The following is a 19381-nucleotide window of genomic DNA, read 5'->3' on the forward strand; positions in this document are numbered from 1 at the left end:
ATGTTCGGGGTCTCTTACGGGAAGCAGATTAAAACTCAATACATCAGAACCCGCTCAACGCACGATGTGGTTGCCACCAGACCGATACAGCCTAGTTCCAACCCTTGCCGTCAGAGCCGAACTGCTTGATGAGTTCTTCTGTGCGGGCAGTAATAGCTTCACGACCAGGCTTCAGGAGCTTACGCGGATCGTAGCCCTTGCCCTCTTCAATCTTTCCAGCCTCAACATACTTCTTAGTTGCATCAGCAAAGACAAGCTGAAGATCGGTATTGACGTTAATCTTGGAAACACCCATGGTGATGGCCTTTTGCACCTGCTCAACAGGAATACCCGAGCCTCCGTGTAGAACAAGCGGCAAATCGCCAACCTTATCCTTAATCTTCTGGAGCTGCTCAAAGGAGAGGCCCTCCCAGTTTGCAGGATAAATGCCGTGAATATTGCCAATGCCGCATGCGAGGAAATCAACGCCGAGATTGGCGATCTTCTCGCATTCTTCAGGATCGGCAAGCTCGCCCCTTGCAGTCACGCCATCTTCTGTGCCACCGATGCCGCCGACCTCTGCCTCAACAGAAATGCCCTTAGCGTGCGCGGCCTTGATGACTTCTTCGGTACGCTTGAGATTGGTCTCAAAATCGGGCTCATGGGAGCCATCGTACATAACGGAAGTAAATCCTGCCTCAATCGCCTTGAACGCGTCCTCATAGGAACCATGGTCAAGGTGCATAGCAACGGGAACGGTAATGTTCATATCCTCTACGAGGTCACGAACAAGGTCAGCAACGACGCGATAGCTGATTTGCCACTTTGCCGCGCCGCCGGTGCACTGGATGATAACAGGAGACTGAGTCTTCTCCGCCGCATCTAAAATGGCAGCTGCCCACTCAAGGTTGTTAGTGTTGAATGCGCCGATGCCATAATGACCCTTTTCAGCACTTTGGAGCATAGCTTTTGCGCTTACTAACATAGTAAAACCTCCGTTTGACGGACGACCAATACAACTAAATGATACCGCTATTCTGGGGGAATTATTCCCCGTAATCAAGCTTTGGAAAATTATTTAATCCTGGCTGCGCCGGTTGACATCTTTGAGAAGCGGCGTAACATCAAGTGCTCTACGATTACATCGCCCCCGTTTACCCGGGCTCCTTGTAGTGCGTAGGGAGGAGATACTATGACTTCTTTTAATCGTGAGCGCAACAGTGCGCAAGAACCTCATCACACCTCATGCGACACTTCGAGCGCTGCACGCCATTTTACAGGCTCCGTTGCCGAGAAGAATCCTGCAACCGACAGTTCTGACGAATCCCCCTCACTTTTGAAAGATTTGTCCCTAGCCCAAGTCATCGCTTCATCTTTGGCTGCTGTAACGGCTTTCGCTCTATCGTCACGCATAGGCATTGCAGGCTCCGTCATTGGCGTCGCTGTCGGCGCAGCAGCATCTGGCATCGCGTCTCAAATCTATCAGAATATTCTTAAGAAATCCGCATATACGTTGCGTAGCCTTACCAACAGCGACAACGATGGCAGCAACGGCAGCAATGACGGTGACGGCGGCAGCAGCAACTCCCCTGCTCGCAGAGTATATGCTGCAGCCTCTGAAAATCATGGTCGTATGGCACCGGATAGTCTGTGCCAGCAGGCGGCTCATAACCATAAGGTCAGAATTGCTCGACGCGCAGCCATTGTGTCGGCACTTTTTGCCATTGTCGCGGTACTGCTATATGCACTTCTCGTCAACGTCTTTACACAAGGAACGGGCATCGGTCCTCAAATACACGTTTCGTCAATCGTTTCTTCTTCCGGCAGCGACGCAGGCGAGCAATCCGGCACCTCGGCAGACGACTCAAACAAAAATGACACTCAAGACACGACAGCCGACAAAGAGTTTTCCGACACCAGCGACTCAGAGACTTCAAAGAGCACGTCTAACAAAGACTCGAACAACACTGATACATCATCCACGGACAGCAATTCAACCGATTCGAAAAAGGATTCCGGATCTTCGTCAGATAGCGAATCGACAAGTGATACTTCGAAAACATCACCGTCCAATCAGGGAACTGCCGGCTCCGATTCAACAAACAGCGGAGGCGCAACGGCCAACTCTGACAGCTCTACTTCAAAAACGTCAAACTGAGACCTGAAAACTCAGCGTAAAACTTGAACGCCTGCGTCCTTAAATTCATGGTCGATGAGGGCCTCCACAGTGGCGTGGTTTATTCCCACCGTATAGTCTTGCATGAGATAGGTCTTGAAACCATTTTTTACCGCGTCAAATGCAGTTTCCTTAACGCAATAATCAGTGGCAATACCGCTGATGTAGACGGTATCTACGCCAAGTTTTTTGAGCGTCTCAGCAAGCGAGCTGCCCGTAGCTTCATCTACGCCATCAAAGCCCGAGTATGCCGCCTCATACATACCCTTATGGATACACGCGTCTCTCCCATGTGCCTGTATTGACGATGCGAGTGGCTCCACGATTTTTGCGCCATGCGTATCGGCGACACAGTGACGGGGCCACGTATCAACGTAATCCGGCATATCGGCAAAATGTTTACCTGGATCAATATGCCAGTCCTGCGTGGTAACAATATGCGCGATTCCATTTGCGCCGGCATCGACAAAAGCTGCCAGCCGTTGTGCAAGATCTGTGCCGCCTTCGACCGCAAGACTGCCACCTTCCACAAAGTCATACTGAACATCTACGATTATCAGCGCTTCATTGTTGCGTGCCATATGACCCCTATCGCCTTCTTTTGTGACTGTCCTTAAGAATCCTAACAGTATTTCGTGTTTCATGCTTTGTGTTTCAGTATGTACATCTCACATGAAAAAAGGGGCGGTCGAAACCGCCCCTTACTATGCGCATTATAAAGCTGCTTCCACAGCGTTCGTGCTAACAGATGCTGCGCTGCATTTGAGCTTATTTGAAGCCCTTGCGCCAAACTTGAAGCTCTTGCGTCAAACGCTTACTCAGCGCTCTCTTCAGTCACTTCAGCCTCGACGTTCTTCTCGGCCTCGGCCTCAGTGGCCTCAGTCTCCGTATCCGCGGCTTCTTCGGCTTCCATTGCCTCAGCAGCGGCTTCGTCCGCTTCAATGGCTGCCTCTGCTTCAGCGGCGGCAGCCTCAGCTGCGGCGCGCTCCTCTTCCGGAAGAGGCTTAACGTCAATGTCAATGCCAAGCGTCTCAGCAGCAGCTTTCATGGACAGAGAAATGCGGCGGCGATCAAGATCAATCTCCATGACCTTGACCTGTACCTTGTCGCCCACGGTGCATACCTGAGAAGGAGCAGTGACGTGCTGCTTTGCCATCTCGGAAATGTGGACAAGGCCCTCAACACCGTCGCCGAGGTCAACAAAGGCGCCAAAGGTAACGAGCTTGGTAACGGTGCCCTCAACAATAGCGTCAACGGGGAACTTGGAAACGAGAACGCGCCACGGATCCTCGGTTGTCTGCTTGAGACCAAGGGAGATGCGCTCACGGTTCAGGTCAACGTCGAGAACCTGAACCTCAACTTCCTGACCGACCTTAACGACCTCGGACGGGTGATTAACGTGATTCCAAGAAAGCTCGGAAATGTGAACCAGACCGTCAATGCCGCCCAAATCAACGAAGGCGCCAAACTCAACGATGGAAGAAACGGTGCCCTGAAGCTTCATGCCAACCTTGAGCTTGCCCAGGATGTCCTGACGCTCCGCCTTACGAGCCTCTTCAAGAACCACACGACGGGAAAGAACAACGTTGTTGCGGTTGCGATCCATCTCAATAACGCGTGCCTCAATGCGTGTGCCCATAAAGGTGCTGAGATCCTTCACGCGGCGAAGGTCGACAAGGGATGCGGGCAAGAAGCCGCGAAGACCGATGTCAAGGATCAAGCCGCCCTTAACAACCTCAATGACTTCACCCTCAACAGTCTCGCCAGCATTGAACTTCTCTTCAACGGCCTTCCAAGCGCGCTCGTACTCAGCACGCTTCTTTGAAAGGACCAAGCGGCCCTCTTTGTCCTCTTTCTGAAGGACAAGAGCCTCGACCTCTTCGCCCATGGAAACAAGCTCGGAGGGCTCGACATCCTTGCGAATAGAAAGCTCACGAGCAGGGATGACTCCTTCGGACTTATATCCGATGTCAAGCAGGACCTCATCGCGTTCAATCTTGACGACGGTGCCGTTAACAAGGTCTCCCTCGTTAAAATCGGTGACAGTGCCGTCGATGAGATTGTTCATCTCCTCATCGGAGATGTCATCCAGCGCAAAGATGGACGAATTCTGAATCTCACTCAAAGGTGGACCCCTTCCAAAACGGGGCCCCGGTCGTCATGGTCGCTGCCTGCAGTGCCAAATCCTAGTGGGCGTCTACGGAAACTTACATGCTCTCGGGGGCCAATAGATACGGTGCATGTCCTTGTGGGCATGCAGTTCATAAGCATAGCGAAAAGTACCTCTAGCGGCAAGTGTTTCTCGCGAAAAACGCATGAAAACCCGGAGGTTTCACATAAAGCTTTTACACGCTTTTATAAGTTTTTACACAGGCCCCGCGCGAAAGATTGCAGAGGTTTACGCGGAGTTTATCGGGCTTGTGTAAGTCGGCGCAGAGTTTATACGAAGCTCACGCGGAGGATTGCGCGAGTCTGTGCGGAGTTTTTGTGACCGTTATGATGATTCGGTGCGGCTGCTGCGATGATTTGGCACGGCAGCAGCGGAGATTCGCCGTGGCGTTTACGCAAGAAGCCTATAGCCTGCGGATTCGACGGCCTTCCTATACGCGTCAACATCAAGTGGAGACTTTGAACGAACGCGAGCCTGACCGCCCGCAAGCGTAACTGTCGCCCAAGTTCCCGGTACGGAATCAAGCGCTGCAGTCACATGGCGAACGCAGTTCTCGCACGTCATTCCGCCGATTTCGTAGGTTGCTACATACGGATAATGGGACTCGTCCTGATCCTTCGGGGCCGCAACCTCAGGGGCTTTTGCGGTATTGCAGGTTGAGACGCCGGTGCCTTCATCGCTGCAGCAGCCCTTTTTACCCGAGGCAACGCCTACAAATCTGCGTACCGCAACAACAAGTATCAACACGACAATGATGCCGATAACGATATTGATATCCATAGTCACCGCTCCCCTTCTTGTATGCGCGCTTCGCACGTCTTCTGGTGTACCGCAACACCGTTTGTGTGCACTGCACGCCGTTCTCGTACACTGCATGCGCCTCACGCGTCATTCCCGCACGTCGCTTCCGTCCACCGCACGCGTATCTTAGTTATATATGGTGAACTTTCTTTCACCTCTCTGCAAGTGAATATGCCAGAGGATACCTACTGCACGCGCAAAGCTTGCGATAGCACTCCTACGCAAAGAAGAACCCGGAGATTCCGGGTTCTTCTCGCCAAGTCAATTTCAAGCAGAGGGACTCGGAGTTAGGCCGAAAGCTTCGCGCCAAGCGCCTGCAGCGCAGTGATTGCCTCGTCATCGGGCTCAAGGTTGCAGATGAGCGTCTCGACAACATTGACGCCTGCTGCCTCGGCATTCTCGCGCCATGTGTCCATCCAGTCACCGGTACCCCAGTCATACGAACCAAAAAGGGCAACGGGCTTGCCGTCAAATTTGGAAGCGCAGTCGTTCCAAACTTCCTCGAAATCGGGATCGAGCTCTTCGTCGCCCATCGCAGGGCAGCCAAACGCAAAGGCGTCATAGTCAGCTACGGAATCCGGTGAGAAGGTTGAAACCTCAATGGCCTCGGTTCCGGCGGCAGAAGCAAGTTCATTAGCCATGGCCTCGGTGTTTCCGGTCTGGGACCAGTACACAACAGCAACTTTACTCATGTTTCCTCCTTTTGCCCGAATTATCGGGCCTCGCCCAAGCTTAGTCGCATAAGCTCGGGAATTTCCATCTTATGCAGCAGATACATTGGTATCGCCTGCAGACTGAAGTAATGCGAAAAGTGACTCTCCTTGAGAAAATCTTGTGCGAAAAGCCTGTTCAGCAGTGGCAAGCCTTTTGAAGCGCACGCGAGCAGCCTCCACGTTTCCGTAAGCTCGCCACGGACCGCGGCAAGTCTCGCGCCCTCCTGATATAAAACCTTTAACGTCTTCAAGGGGATATCCGAGAATAACCCCAATTTCATGCGGATACTTCTGTGACAAGCCGCAGTGATATCGTGTCAGTCTCGCGCGGAAGTCCCTTATGACGCGCTGCCAGGAAGACGGCATGAAACCGCGCTCACGCAAAAACTCTTGCGTCTGAACATCTGAAATGATGCGCTCTACCTGATCGGCTCGGTATACGAGAAAATGAACCCTCGTACTCACGGGACTGATCGGTAAAATTTTTATACCAAAAAGCTCCACTTCATAAGCAAAATCGCACATCATCGACCGATACTGCGCCACAGGGCATGCTCGCAAAACACATGACGAACACCGGGAAGTGATTTTAAATGAATACACGGCAGCAGGTTTTACTCCGGCAATAACACCGGCAGCGGAACGCACGAAAGCGCCTATGAACTCTTGGCAAAAATCTGACGAGAAGAGCTTCTCGCAATGCGATGGCGCGTGCATATCAGAACTATCTGACAGAGGCGTAACGTCCACAAAGCTCCTTTCGCACAAAGTGGCGATGCCAGCCAGGTAGGAGCTGGCATCGCCGAGAGGTACCGGTTGCTTGGGGAGAGGGGTCCAAGTTCCGGTCGGATAAAACAGACTCGAAAACCAAGACTACACAGATTAGAAGACAGGCCGCAGCCACCGCTCACCATGCGAGTTAGTCTCGGTTAACATGAAAAGTGTAAACCAAGTCTAACTATTTGCCTAGAGTCTTTTTTAACTTTTGGGTATTCGGCACTGGAGCCGGATAAGAAGTCTATTAGCATTTCCAAAAAAGTGCCACAGTTGTGATAAAAATACTTCACAACTCATGGCATTTTTAGGGGATTTATCACAACTGATGCCTTTTTTAGGAGTTTTCATATCACAACTCATGCACTTTTTTGGAATCGCCTCGCGTGCACCTACATGCAAGTACTTCTCGCCTCGCGTGCACCTACATGCAAGTACTTCTCACCTCTGCATGGCACCTACACGCAAGTACATTTACGTGAGAGCGCCTGTCAACAAGGGTCGCGTATTAGCCACCGTCACCGCAAAGGTCAACTCATTATGCAGCGACGCCGCCGTTGTCGTAGTGATAAGCCCGGTCACGCCTCCGGCAATAAATCCCGTGTTCAAAGCGACAATGGCTCGATAATCACGATGAATGCGCTGCATCACGCGCTGCGAAAGCAGGCGCATAACAACCAGCGATTCAAGCGACGCATTGCGAATGGAAATGTCCGCGACGGCTCGCGCGATATCGCTTGCGTCCGACATTGCCAGCGACACGTCCGATGCCGCCAGCGCTGGCGAGTCGTTGATGCCATCGCCGACCATAGCGACGGTATAACCTTCCGCCCGGTACTTCTCGACGTAAGAGCGCTTGTCCTCCGGAAGCACACGCGAAATGTATTCGTCAAGGCCAAGCTGCGCCGCCACATTTGCAGCGACATTTTCGGAATCGCCTGTCAACATCACAAAGCGCTTGACGCCCAATGCACGCAGCCGCGAGATGACCGAAGCAGCCTCTTCGCGCAGCGGGTCACTGATGCAGATTGCGCCTACCAGCTTTCCGTCTTCCGCCACGTAAATAATGGACGCGGTTGGCGCCGATGCGTAAATGCGCTCACGTGCGCCGTCCGGATACACCACGCCCTCATCGTCAAACAGAAAGTGCGAGGAGCCTATGCAGACTTCCTTACCGTTGACCTGCGTGCGAATACCATGTGCCACAACATATTTGACCTCAGCGTGGAGCTCTTTTTGGTGATCAAGGCCACGGCGCTCGGCCTCGGAGACAATCGCGCGAGCCATGCTGTGCGGAAAGTGCTCCTCAATACAGGCAGCCAGCTTCAAAAGCTCGTTTTTAGAGCGGTCGTCAAAGCTAATGACACCCTCAACATGCGGTACGGCTCGGGTCAGAGTGCCCGTTTTGTCAAAAACGATAAGATCGGCGGCGGCGAACTTCTCGAGATATTTACCGCCTTTGACAGTCATTCCAAACTTGGCGGCCTCATCCATCGCGCTGCCCACGGCAACCGGCGTCGACAGCTTAATGGCGCACGAATAATCGACCATCAACACCGTCATGGCCTTTTGGATGTTGCGCGTTATAGCGAGAAGAGCGAAGAACGCCACGAAGTTATAGGGAACCAGCGCGTCAGACAGACGTTCAGCCTTTGACTGAGCTCCAGCTTTAAGCTGAGCCGACTGCTCAACCATCTCAACGATACCGTCAATGCGAGAAACGCCGGGAGGCGCGGTAACCCGAATCTTCAAATCACCGTCTTCAAGAGCTGTACCTGCATAAACGGTAGAACCTTCATGCTTGTGCACAAGACGGGACTCTCCGGTCATGGACGCTTCGTTAAGCTCGCCCTCACCCTCCACGACACTGCCATCAACAGGCAAAACACTGCCCGCGTTAAGATGCAGAATCTGTCCTTTTGTGACGGATGCAATAGGGATGCGAACGTCCTGACCGTCAATAACTACCCAGACGTTATCGGCTCGGGTAATCAAGCCGTTGCGCAGCGCAAGACGCGCGCGGCTGGCTACATGATCTTCCATAACGCCCGACAGGTTAAGCAGGAACATGATTTGGCCTGCTTCTCCCCAATTACCGCTCATGATGGATGCGGAAATGGCCGCCGCGTCAAGAAGTTCAACCTTGAGCTCGCGCTGCACAAGACGCTGCCAGCCCGCTCTCAAAAACGGAACGGCGCGAAGCATCACCCAAACGCGCTGCATAACCAAAGGAAGTGGCAGGAAGCGGAACAGCCACCGGCGCATAAAGACATAGACCAGCTGCATCTGAAAGCGGTTATTCTCGCTTGCCATCTCAATGGCATTGCAAAAGTCTTCAAGGCCCGCTTCGTCTTCGCGAGGAAGTTTAAGCGGGTCAAAGGCCGCTATAAAAGCCAGAACCTCCGCGCGCTTCGCGGGGTCGAACCGCACCAGCAACGAGCAGTTGGCGGGATGGACTTCCGCATGCCGCACCAGCCCCGAACGCATAAGGTCATAAGCGATACCGCGAGCTTCTCCCTCATCAATGAAACCAAGGTCGCACCGCATACGGATGCGACCGGCTATTTCATTTGTAATGGTAAAACGCATGCGTTATGCCTGAGCGCCTTCGGTATCAATCTGCTTGATGACCTCTTCGCGAATACCTTCTTCCAGCTGAGCCAGGCGGGCGTCAACCGCTGCCTGAATCTTAGCCTCACGACGAGCTTCGGCAACGACGTCGTTAGCCTCATCGACAACATTTTGCGTTTCCGCAGCGACACAATCAGAAACACGCAGGCCGCAGGCGGTCGCCTTCACCGCTGCCTTATGAAGCGTTCCGTTTGACGCGAAACCTGCGACAACGCCAGCAAGAGCCGCACCAGCAGCGCCAATACAAAAGCCAGTTCTCTTCTTCATAGCAACTCCTTATCCTTTATGCTTCCCTTCCCGCGCAAGACCGCACGACAAGAAGTAGTGCAACAAAATAGCGTATTTGAACATACGAAGTTTTTCGCCACAATGCAAGACTCAATTTCACTTTTTTGGATTCTGGAATTTTGGGTCCTGAAATCCTGAACTCCTGGAATTCTGGAAATTTAAATTGTGCACAATTTATCTCTTGCACAAGCGAGAAAACCGCTACACTTCTCTTGTCCCACTAACGGAGACAAGAGATTCACTACGAAAGGATCACCATGAGCACCAACATATATGATTTGTCTGTTACCGACCGCACGGGCACGTCCGTTCCTCTTTTCTCCTATAAGGGAAAGGTGCTGCTTGTTGTCAACACCGCGACCGGCTGCGGTTTCACCCCGCAGTACGAGGACCTGGAGAAGATTTATTCTGAGTTTCGCGACAAGGGCTTTGAGATTCTCGACTTCCCGTGCAACCAATTTGCCGGCCAGGCTCCTGAATCTGACGATGAAATTCATCAATTCTGCACCATGAAATTCGGGACTGAGTTTCCACAGTTCAAGAAAATTGATGTCAACGGCGAGACAGCAGATCCACTCTTTTCTCGCCTTGCCACCGCGCTGCCGTTTAAGGGATTCGGCCACAGCCCCAAAGCGCTTCTGCTCAAGCCTTTCTCGGATAAGAACAACAAACAATTTGGCGACAAGGCCTACATCATGTGGAACTTCACCAAGTTTTTGATTGACCGAAAGGGCAATCTTGTCTCGCGCTTTGAGCCGACGGTCGACATGAAAAAGGTTGAAGCCGCCGTTAAGGACCTCGTTGAGACCAATGTCGAATAAGAGCGAGCTTTCCGTGAATGACACATCCCCGCAAGACGCGCCCGAAAGCAGTATGTCCCTCGAGGACATGCTGCTTCTCGACAATCAACTGTGCTTTCCGCTCTACGCGACAGCTAAAGAGGTGGTGAGGCGCTACACACCATTTCTGGCGCCGTTTGACCTCACCTACACGCAATACATCACTATGATGGTTTTGTGGGAGACAAAAACCGTCGGCGTTAGCGAGCTTGGCGAGCGCCTCATGCTTGACTCGGGAACCTTAACTCCCCTGCTTCGTAAGCTTGAAGACAAGAAGTATCTGGTTCGCGAGAAGAGCAAAGTAGACGGTCGTCGGCTGGTTGTCTCACTTACGCAAGAGGGAGTCTCCCTCAAGCACAAAATGACTGTCGTTCCGCAAGAAATGGGGAGCTGCGTGCACTTATCGCCAGCAGAAATCTCCGAGTTGAAAAGGCTGCTCAAAAAGGTAACGGACAATATTCTCAAGAGCGCGGACAGCCGCGAGTAAAGAAGGCGTCATGAGCGATACCTCACATACCTCAAATCATCCCGGAACAAACTCCGCGGCAGGCCGCGTCCATGTGCGAAATCGCGAGAAGGTCATTGTTCGCACCAGCATTATCGGCATCGCAGTAAATGTGGCGCTTGCCGCGTTCAAAGCCGCGGTCGGGCTGCTTTCAAATTCCATCGCGGTAGTGCTTGACGCTGTCAACAACCTGTCCGATGCCATCTCGTCCATCATCACGATTGCGGGCACCAAGCTTTCCAACCGCGAAGCTGACCGTGAGCATCCGTTTGGCCACGGGCGCATCGAATACATCACCACGACCGTTATCGCCGCAATCATCATGTACGCGGGCATCTCTTCGCTGATAGAGTCTATTAAAGGGATTGTGAACCCTGAAACGCCCGCCTACTCCACCACCTCATTAGTCATCATTGCCGTGGCGGTTGTCGTAAAAATTCTTCTCGGGCGCTTTGTGCAGGCTAAGGGCCGGCAAGTCCGCTCCGACACGCTCATTGCTTCAGGCTCCGATGCCCTGTTCGACGCTGTGATTTCCACGTCAGTCCTCGCCGCCGCGTTGATTTTCACGTTCACGAGCATCAGCTTGGAAGCGTACGTTGGCGTCGTGATTGCAGGCTTCATCATCAAGGCTGCCATTGAGATGCTCAGAGACGCCATGAAAGAGATTATCGGCATGCGCTCGGACTCCGAGCTTTCCATCCGCGTTGCCGAAATTGTCGCGAATGATCCCGAAGCTGAAGGAGTATACGACCTCATCCTGCACAGCTACGGACCCGACCGCTATGTTGGCTCATTTCACACCGAGATTTCCGACCAAATGACGGCAAGCGAGATTGACACCATGACACGCCGTCTGACCAATGAAATCTATGACCAGACGGACGGCCAGATTATCATGGCCGCAATCGGCATCTACGCGCGCAACACGCAGGACAACGCTGTCATCGAAATGCGCACGGAAGTCACCAAAATTGCCATGCAGCATGACGGCGTCATTCAGGTCCACGGATTCACGGCCAACATGGACGAAAAATACATGGCGTTCGATATGGTCGTTGTCTTTGGCATTGACTCCGAAGCACTTATGCACCATATCATGAGCGACATTAGCGAGAAGTACCCGGATTTCTCGCTCAACATTAAAATCGACCGCGATACCAGCGATCTTGCTTCCATGTCCTGCGAGTTGGATGCCGATCCATACCGGAAGTAAGCCGGCAGCACACCGTTTGCAGCGCGAGCACGCTTGCGGCCGCAGGTACACTTGCGCTGCGAGTGCGTTTGCGTTGTGGGTACGTTTGCGGTCGCGGATACACTTGCGGCTGCGAACACATTTGCAGTCGCCTATAGCGTGCGCACCTGCCGCGACACTCTCCCCAATATCTCCCTCTCTTTCACAACATCTTCTAAAATCGCTGTAAAAAGGGGCGAGCCGCCGACACCCAGAGTCAGCGGCTCGTGTTCTTTGCCTAGAAAGTAGGGAGAGGGTCTACCATCTCAGGCATGTGGAACCAAAGAAGAGAACGATTAGGGAAATCGTCTCCCGGAAAGGAAGTAATCCGTTCCGTGGTGTAAGAATAAGTTAACCTGATGATACTTTCTAGTCAGAAGGCACTTCTCGCTATTCCTTCACAAAATCTCCAAAGTTAGATATGGCTTACTTGTATTACTCCACTCAATCCTGCTGCTTTGCTTGGCAGCCCTTCTGAATTCCATATTCCTTTCAAAGAGATACATAAGCTGCGACAGAAGATTCCAGATTTAGGCATGAGTTGTGATATGAAAACTCCTAAAAAAGGCATCAGTTGTGATAAATCCCCTAAAAATGCCATGAGTTGTGAAGTATTTTTATCACAACTGTGGCACTTTTTTGGAAATGTGAGCGGAACTGTGAAGATACAACCAGCGTATCGGAAATACAGCCAAAGCCTCGATAAACGCGCACGAAAAAGCATGAGAAAACAACAGGAAGCGAGAGAAAAAGTAAGCTTACTTGTAAAACAGACTGCAAGCACACTAAATGCCTGCAGCCTGTTTGAAAATCCTCGTTGATCCCCTATCCCCTAGACACGGGTACCGTAGGTGACCTGAACGCCGTGAGCAGCCCGGGTACTCCAAATACCCTAGGACGCCCAGACGCGATTCCCGCCTTTAGCCTTTACTTCGCAGAAGCAACGTTCAGGCTGGAGAGAATCTTGTCGTCTTTCTTATCCCACTTGGGAACCGGACGGAAGAGCTGGAAGAGAATGGCCGCTAGGAAGATCAACGCGACCACGGTCCACACGCCAAACGTACCGAGGACGAAGAGCTCCCAAAGCTGATTGATAATCAAGCCGACGACCCAGGCAAAGATGCACTGATAGCCAATGGCAAACCAGAACCACTTGGGGCTGTCCATCTGACGACGGATAGTACCGATTGCAGCGAAGCACGGAGCGTCAAGCATATTGAACGCCACAAACGCGCACATAGCGCCGACGTGGAGAACGCCGTTGGGATCGGTAAACATGCTGCCGAAGCCGGTCCACATGGTAACGGACTTCTCCGAAGCTTCACCCAGACCGTACAGAACGCCAAAGGTGGAAACAAGGTTCTCCTTCGCGATAAGCGCGGAGATAGACGCCGCGGTGGCTTGCCAGTTTGCAAAACCAAGCGGTGCGAAAATAACGCTCAGGAAGCCGCCAACAGCCGCAAGCAGCGAGTAGTCCATAACAGCGTCAGGAGCGCCGTCAAAGCCGGGAAGGAACCCGAAGGCGCCATTGCCACCGTCCCAGGTAGCCCAGCCGAAGTTGGAAAGAGCCCAGATACCGACAGCTGCGGCAAAGATAATCGTACCCGCTTTTACGATGTAAGCGGAGATGCGCTCCCACACGTGCATGGCCCACGATCTGATGGACGGCATGTGGTAGTCCGGCAGCTCCATGACGAACGGAGCGGGCTCGCCGGCAAAGGGCTTCGTCTTCTTCAGCATAATCGCCGAAATGATAATAGCGGCAACGCCCATGAAGTAGAACATGGGGGCAATCCACCAGTCGCTGGAGCCACCGATAAGAACGCCCATGACTAAGGCGATGATCGGCTGCTTAGCAGAGCACGGAATCATCGTGGTAAGCATGGCGGTCATACGACGGTCCTTCTCGTTTTCAATAGTACGCGTAGAAAGAACGCCGGGAACGCCACAGCCAGAAGAAATCAGAAGCGGAATGAAGGACTTGCCGGACAGACCAAAGCGACGGAACACACGGTCCATAACGAAGGCCACACGGCTCATGTAGCCGCAGTCCTCAAGGAAGGACAGCAAGATGAAGAAGACGAGCATCTGCGGAATGAAGCCAAGAACGGCACCAACGCCGCCAATGATACCGTCAACGACCAGGCTGACAACAGCAGGACTTGCACCTGCTCCCTCAAGAGCATCCTTCACCACGTCAGGAATACTTGGTGACCAGACGCCGTAATCGGAAGCCTCGGGTTCAGTGGCCGCGCCCTCGATAGCAGTCTTAAAGCCATCAGCGGTTACGCCGCCGGCTGTCTTGAGCACCTGACCTTCAGCAAGAATCGGCTGACCATCAGCATCCAGTCTGACCGGATTATCATCGGTATCAATCAGGTTGCCGTCCTCATCATGCAGTGGCGTGGTTGTCGCAATGACATTTTGCTTGGAGGCTTCCTCAATGAAATTCGCGAGGTCCTCAGAGTCCCATTCCTTTGCCTCAACCGCAGCTTTAGCGGCCTCAACATCAATGCCAGCCTCTTCAGCGGCATCAAAGTAGGCGTCGATGGTATCTCCGTAGTGGTGCTCATCAAATTCTTCTTTGGCCTCGTTATATTCAGCATCACCAATGCCAAACACATGGAAGCCTTCACCGAACAGGTTATCGTTCACCCAGTCGGTCGCGGCGGTGCCCACCGTTGAAATGGCCAGGAAATATACGAGCGTCATAACCGCGATAAAGATAGGAAGACCCAGGATACGATTGGTAACGATGCGGTCGATCTTCTCGGAACGCGTCAGCTTCTTGGGAGCCTTCTTAACGGCCGCCGCCATGACCGTTGCGATCCACTCGTAGCGGTCAGACGTAATAATCGACTCCGCGTCATCATCGCGAGACTTCTCGACAGCAGAAATAATGTCTTCAAGCTGGGCGTCCTTCTCGGCAGAAAGACCGAGAGGAGCAATGGCAGACGCGTCGCGCTCAAAGACCTTAATGGAGTACCAGCGAGAAAGCGCGGCGGGAGCGGCGTCGGCGATAAGGTCGGCAATCTTTTCGAGCGCCTTTTCCACCTCTGGCGAGAAGCACTTGGGACCCTGCGAAGGCACACCCTTCTTGCCAGCCTCAACTGCGGTCTTAATGAGTTCCGTAACGTTTGTGTTGCGCAGCGCTGAAACCTCGACAACAGGTACGCCGAGCTTCTCGGACAACACTGCCGTATCAATGACGTCGCCGCGCTCCTTGAGCAGGTCGATCATGTTCAGACCGACAACTACCGGACGACCCGCCTCAAGAACCTGCGTCGTCAGATAGAGGTTGCGCTCGAGGTTGGTAACGTCAAGCAGGTTGATGATGGCGTCGGGGCGCTCGTTTACGATGTAGTCTCGCGAAACCGTTTCTTCAGGAGAGTACGGTGACAACGAGTAAATGCCAGGCAAATCGACAAAGGTGACGTTTTTATCGGCGCGCCATGTCGCCTGCTTCTTTTCAACGGTAACGCCCGGCCAGTTGCCGACGTATCCGTTTGAGCCAGTAAGCTCGTTAAACAAAGTGGTCTTACCGCAGTTTGGGTTACCTGCGAGACCGATGATGGTTTTATCGGACATCCGCTACTCCTCTAGTGAACATCGGTGACTTCGATACTTGCCGCTTCATCCTTGCGGATGGAGAGCTCATAGCCGCGAACGGTGAGCTCAATAGGGTCACCGAGCGGGGCAACCTTTTTTACATGAACCTCAGTTCCTTTGGTAAGGCCCATATCCATGATGCGGCGCTTTACCGCACCGGTGCCAGTCAATTTGGCAACAGTGCAACTCTGCCCCACCTTCACTTCCTTCAGAGTGGACATGTTTCCTCCTTTTGCCAGCTTTCTGGCACATCAAGCCGCAAAATGCAGCGTTATACAACGATTAAAGAGTCACCATGATGTGACTGGACATTTGACGATTGAGACCTAAGCGAGCGCCTTTAACGCTCACAATCACGTCTCCATTGACGCGTGAAGCGACCGTCACCTCAGCTCCCTCGACAAATCCCAAAGTTGCCAGATGCTGGCGCAGCTCAGACGCTCCTTTAACCTGCACGATACGGGCAGTCTCGCCCTCGCCAAGCATTGCCAGCGGAAGCTGAGACGTCCCTTGAGTGTCTGTATGTTCTACGGCCATACCTCTCCCAACATGTAACAGCAAGCTCACTAAGTTCGCCATAATGAACTTTTATCAGAGTTAGTATAGGCGCATAAGTTATACAAATTCAACTTTAATTATCAAAAAGTTAGCCAACTTCATCTTTGCTGCATATCAGCCGGTATTTTGCAAGCCCGCAGCTACGCCGGACACCGTGCAGAGAATGAGATAGAGGAAGCGTTCGCGCTCTTCCGGCGTCAGCGTCTCCTTGCGAATGCGCAGTTCAGACAAGGCGTGTACCTGCGTGACAGAAAGCACGTTCACAAAGGGAAGGCGCAAACGGATAACCGGACCAAGCACGCGACGGTTCTCGAGCGGCCATTTATTACCCGTAATGGCCAGCACCCATTTGCGGGTCAAAGCCATTTCCGAGAGCACCATTTCCGCAAGATCATCGCGATTGTCCAGCGAGAGATACAGTCGAGCTATGCGCGTATCAACTTTTGAAAGCGACATCTCTATGTTGTCGATAAACGTTGTAAACAGTGGCCATTCCTTATATGCCGAACGCAAGCGGCCCAAATCTCCCACCGCCTCGCACGCGGTGCCCAAACCATACCAGGCAGCCAGATTGATGCGCGCCTGCGACCAAGAAAAAATCCACGGAATCGCGCGGAGATCTTCTAGCGACTTCGCGCCAAGACCGCGCTTGGCAGGTCGTGATCCGATGGGAAGAAGACCAATCTCCGTCAGCGGAGTCACCGCGGAAAACCACTCGGCAAAACCTTCGGCGTCCAAAAGACTATGGAATCGTTCCTGAGAGGTGCGGTCAAGCTCAATCGCAAGGTCAGTATATTTATCCGTCGTTTCGGTGATACGTCGCTCCACAGATGGAGCCGACTGTAAAAGCGTGGCGCCGGCGACCGACTCCACATGGCGGCGAGCCAGTGTCGGATCTCCATAGCGAGCAAAAATAACCTCTCCCTGCTCGGTAAGCTTAAAGCGACAGTTCACCGAACCCTTTGGCTGGGACAGGACGGCGCGGTTCGCAGGTCCTCCTCCGCGTCCGACAGCGCCGCCACGCCCGTGCATCAAAACGAGGTCGATATCGTGCTTCTCGGCCCATTGCGCAAGGGCTGCCTGCGTAGCATGAAGTACCAACGTAGCTGAGGTAGGACCGGCTTCCTTGGAAGAGTCGGAATACCCCAGCATCACTTCGAGCCGGCGATGCGTCTGCGCAAGACGGCGCTGCACGTCTGGCAGCTGGATAACCTTTTCCATTGTCGTTACAGCGTTTTCAAGGTCCTCAAGCTGCTCAAATAAAGGAATGACGTCAAGCACGGGAGCGTCTTCCTCATGCGAAAACGAGAGGCGCGCCAATTTGTAGACGTTTTCTATATCCTCAGCCGTTCTCGTGAAAGAAATGATATAGCGCCGCGCCGCGTTGACGCCGTTCTTGCGTTGGATAGAGCCGATGGCACGGAAGGTGTCCATCACCTCGTGCGTCATATGGTCAAGCTCGCCCTTCTCTCCCGCTCGGCCGTGCTTGAGAATATCCTCAAGAGCGCGCTTGTGCACCAGTGAATGCTGACGGAATTCCATCTCAACAAGGTGGAACCCAAAGGTTTGCGCTTGCCAGATAAGCTTTTGCATGGGGCCGTACGCGGCGCGGACAGCACCGGCCTGAGCCAGAGAATCCTGAACAATGCGCAGATCAGCAATGTACTCGTCCGCGTTTTGATACATGAGATCGGAATTGCGTTTGATAGTAGCGTTCAGACGGTCGGAAATGACGCGCATCGTGGCGCGATGCAGCTCGGACCCCGCCTTGTCAAACGCGTGAGATGACAGTGACTCACTCATTTCGGTCTGATGACTCCACAGCTGCGCAAGCTCGTCTGAAGGCGGCGTTGAAATGCCATCAAGCGTCAAAGAGCGAGAAATTTCATGCGTCGCTCGGGCAAGGGCGTCCAGCACGTGCACACGGTACTTCTCGGCAACTTTGCGAGAAACCTGCGCGGTCACGTTAGGATTTCCATCCCTATCAGAACCAATCCAGCTGCCCGGGTGGAAAAACGGCGGACAGACGGGAGGCACTGTACCGGCAAGCTCTCCGAGTTCCCAATCGTCAAAGCGACGATACACGCTGGGCACCATCTCAAAGAGCGTTGCATCAAAGATGTTCAAAATGGTATCGGCTTCTTCGAGAGGCGTTGGTTTTTTGTGGGCAATCGGAGACGTGCGGAACAGCGCGTCAATCTCCTCAAGCATGCGGCGCTCGTTCTCAAGACGCGCGATGCCGCCCAAATCGGAGCGCTCATCCAACAGCTCGGAGATAGTGCGGATACGCTTCTCGATGGTTTTTCGGCGCGCTTCCGTAGGATGGGCGGTAAAGACAGGATGGAACTCCAGGCGCTCAAGGCGCTTTCGAGCGACTTCTTCACCGCATTCATCAATGAGCTGGCGGTATGCCACGGTAATATCATTGATGGGATCATCGACCGACGTAGTGGACACCGATGCCTCACGGGCGCGCAGACTCTGTACGCGGTAGTTTTCCTCGCAGAGGTTAGCGAGGTGGAAGTAGGTTACAAACGCCCGCATCAAAAGGGTGGATTTTCCGACCGAAAGATCATCAATCTTTGAAGCAAACTGCAAAAACGAGTTGAGCGACTTTTTCTCCGCGTCAGCCGTCCGAGCGGAGTCGATAGCCGCCGCAATGGAAGCCACAAAGCCCGCCGGCGACCCTTTTCCACTCACACGCATCTCTTCAAGGCGCGCCGCCGTATCATCGGGGCCGGCGGCAATGGCGTTTATCAGCAGCGTATCAAAGCTCACACGAAGTTCGACATCATACTCAGACAGCACCTTGCGCACCAGGCGCAAAAAAAGCGCCAGATTATCACGCAGCTCAGCCGGAGCGTTCACCGCGTCAATGACTGTGCGGGCCGCCGCAATCTCAGCGTCGCGACGCTCTATACCATAGTCACCGCGATGCACAGCGCCTCGAATCTCATCAAGATCCTGGCGAACAGCACGCGCCTCTTCTCTGCCGGAGCGAATCGTATCTCTACCACTGTCAGACATTGCAAGGAGTTCCCTTCAAATCCGAACACGCGTTATCAATATTCTCTCTATACCGTACTTCTCTCTATACCCTACTCGTT

The 19381-nt window shown here is 53.1% G+C and carries 17 protein-coding genes; 5 read left to right on the forward strand and 12 right to left on the reverse strand.

The features are described 5' to 3' along the window. Positions 1 to 91: 91 nt before the first annotated feature. The gene (fba, locus tag QM016_RS02350) at positions 92 to 964 is read right to left on the reverse strand and encodes a class II fructose-1,6-bisphosphate aldolase (RefSeq protein WP_016476733.1); all 873 of its coding nucleotides are present in this window, start codon (positions 962 to 964) and stop codon (positions 92 to 94) included. A 207-nt stretch (positions 965 to 1171) separates the two neighbouring features. Here fba and QM016_RS02355 point away from each other — a divergent pair, with 207 nt between their 5' ends. Then, a complete protein-coding gene (locus tag QM016_RS02355; RefSeq protein WP_282710042.1) occupies positions 1172 to 2137 on the forward strand; it encodes a hypothetical protein in 966 nt (321 codons plus the stop codon). Positions 2138 to 2148: 11 nt separating this feature from the next. On the opposite strand, the gene QM016_RS02360 is transcribed toward QM016_RS02355, so the two are convergent. From QM016_RS02360 to QM016_RS02390, 7 genes are all read right to left on the reverse strand, one after another. Beyond that, entirely contained in the window at positions 2149 to 2736 is a 588-nt protein-coding gene (locus QM016_RS02360; RefSeq protein ID WP_282710043.1) for an isochorismatase family protein, read from the reverse strand. A gap of 233 nt (positions 2737 to 2969) precedes the next feature. After that, positions 2970 to 4280 carry a 30S ribosomal protein S1 gene (gene rpsA, locus QM016_RS02365; protein WP_016476730.1) on the reverse strand — a complete coding sequence of 437 codons (1311 nt, stop codon included), beginning with the start codon at positions 4278 to 4280 and terminating at the stop codon, positions 2970 to 2972. Positions 4281 to 4715: 435 nt separating this feature from the next. Continuing rightward, positions 4716 to 5105, reverse strand: coding sequence for a heavy metal-associated domain-containing protein (locus tag QM016_RS02370; protein ID WP_282710044.1), 390 nt, complete (start codon positions 5103 to 5105; stop codon positions 4716 to 4718). Positions 5106 to 5413: 308 nt separating this feature from the next. After that, positions 5414 to 5818 (reverse strand): flavodoxin domain-containing protein, encoded by a 405-nt coding sequence (locus QM016_RS02375; protein ID WP_282710045.1) that lies wholly within the window; start codon positions 5816 to 5818, stop codon positions 5414 to 5416. Positions 5819 to 5887: 69 nt separating this feature from the next. After that, positions 5888 to 6589: a DUF3793 family protein gene (locus QM016_RS02380; protein ID WP_282710046.1), complete on the reverse strand. Its 702-nt coding sequence runs from the start codon at positions 6587 to 6589 to the stop codon at positions 5888 to 5890. Between the two features lie 498 nt (positions 6590 to 7087). Next, positions 7088 to 9202, reverse strand: a complete 2115-nt coding sequence (locus QM016_RS02385) for a heavy metal translocating P-type ATPase (protein WP_282710047.1) — start codon at positions 9200 to 9202, stop codon at positions 7088 to 7090. A gap of 3 nt (positions 9203 to 9205) precedes the next feature. Continuing rightward, the gene (locus QM016_RS02390) at positions 9206 to 9511 is read right to left on the reverse strand and encodes a DUF1490 family protein (protein ID WP_016476725.1); all 306 of its coding nucleotides are present in this window, start codon (positions 9509 to 9511) and stop codon (positions 9206 to 9208) included. Positions 9512 to 9789: 278 nt separating this feature from the next. Between QM016_RS02390 and QM016_RS02395 the strand changes: the two genes are divergently transcribed. The 4 genes from QM016_RS02395 to QM016_RS02410 all read left to right on the forward strand — a co-directional run bounded on the left by QM016_RS02395 (position 9790) and on the right by QM016_RS02410 (position 12928). Further along, positions 9790 to 10353, forward strand: coding sequence for a glutathione peroxidase (locus tag QM016_RS02395; protein WP_282710048.1), 564 nt, complete (start codon positions 9790 to 9792; stop codon positions 10351 to 10353). A gap of 13 nt (positions 10354 to 10366) precedes the next feature. Then, on the forward strand, positions 10367 to 10858 hold the full coding sequence (locus tag QM016_RS02400) for a MarR family transcriptional regulator (RefSeq protein WP_349237887.1): 492 nt from the start codon (positions 10367 to 10369) through the stop codon (positions 10856 to 10858). A gap of 10 nt (positions 10859 to 10868) precedes the next feature. Continuing rightward, positions 10869 to 12089 (forward strand): cation diffusion facilitator family transporter, encoded by a 1221-nt coding sequence (locus QM016_RS02405; protein ID WP_282710050.1) that lies wholly within the window; start codon positions 10869 to 10871, stop codon positions 12087 to 12089. 566 nt (positions 12090 to 12655) lie between these two features. Beyond that, on the forward strand, positions 12656 to 12928 hold the full coding sequence (locus QM016_RS02410) for a hypothetical protein (RefSeq protein WP_282710051.1): 273 nt from the start codon (positions 12656 to 12658) through the stop codon (positions 12926 to 12928). Between the two features lie 106 nt (positions 12929 to 13034). On the opposite strand, the gene QM016_RS02415 is transcribed toward QM016_RS02410, so the two are convergent. From QM016_RS02415 to QM016_RS02430, 4 genes are all read right to left on the reverse strand, one after another. Then, positions 13035 to 15695 carry a ferrous iron transporter B gene (locus QM016_RS02415; RefSeq protein ID WP_282710052.1) on the reverse strand — a complete coding sequence of 887 codons (2661 nt, stop codon included), beginning with the start codon at positions 15693 to 15695 and terminating at the stop codon, positions 13035 to 13037. A gap of 11 nt (positions 15696 to 15706) precedes the next feature. Then, positions 15707 to 15937: a ferrous iron transport protein A gene (locus tag QM016_RS02420; RefSeq protein WP_003150399.1), complete on the reverse strand. Its 231-nt coding sequence runs from the start codon at positions 15935 to 15937 to the stop codon at positions 15707 to 15709. A gap of 61 nt (positions 15938 to 15998) precedes the next feature. Then, positions 15999 to 16253 carry a FeoA family protein gene (locus QM016_RS02425; RefSeq protein ID WP_016476720.1) on the reverse strand — a complete coding sequence of 85 codons (255 nt, stop codon included), beginning with the start codon at positions 16251 to 16253 and terminating at the stop codon, positions 15999 to 16001. 135 nt (positions 16254 to 16388) lie between these two features. Continuing rightward, positions 16389 to 19301, reverse strand: coding sequence for a phosphoenolpyruvate carboxylase (locus tag QM016_RS02430; RefSeq protein ID WP_282710053.1), 2913 nt, complete (start codon positions 19299 to 19301; stop codon positions 16389 to 16391). Between the last annotated feature and the right edge of the window lie 80 nt (positions 19302 to 19381).

Source organism: Lancefieldella sp. Marseille-Q7238, assembly GCF_949152215.1.
Classification (GTDB): Bacteria; Actinomycetota; Coriobacteriia; order Coriobacteriales; family Atopobiaceae; genus Lancefieldella.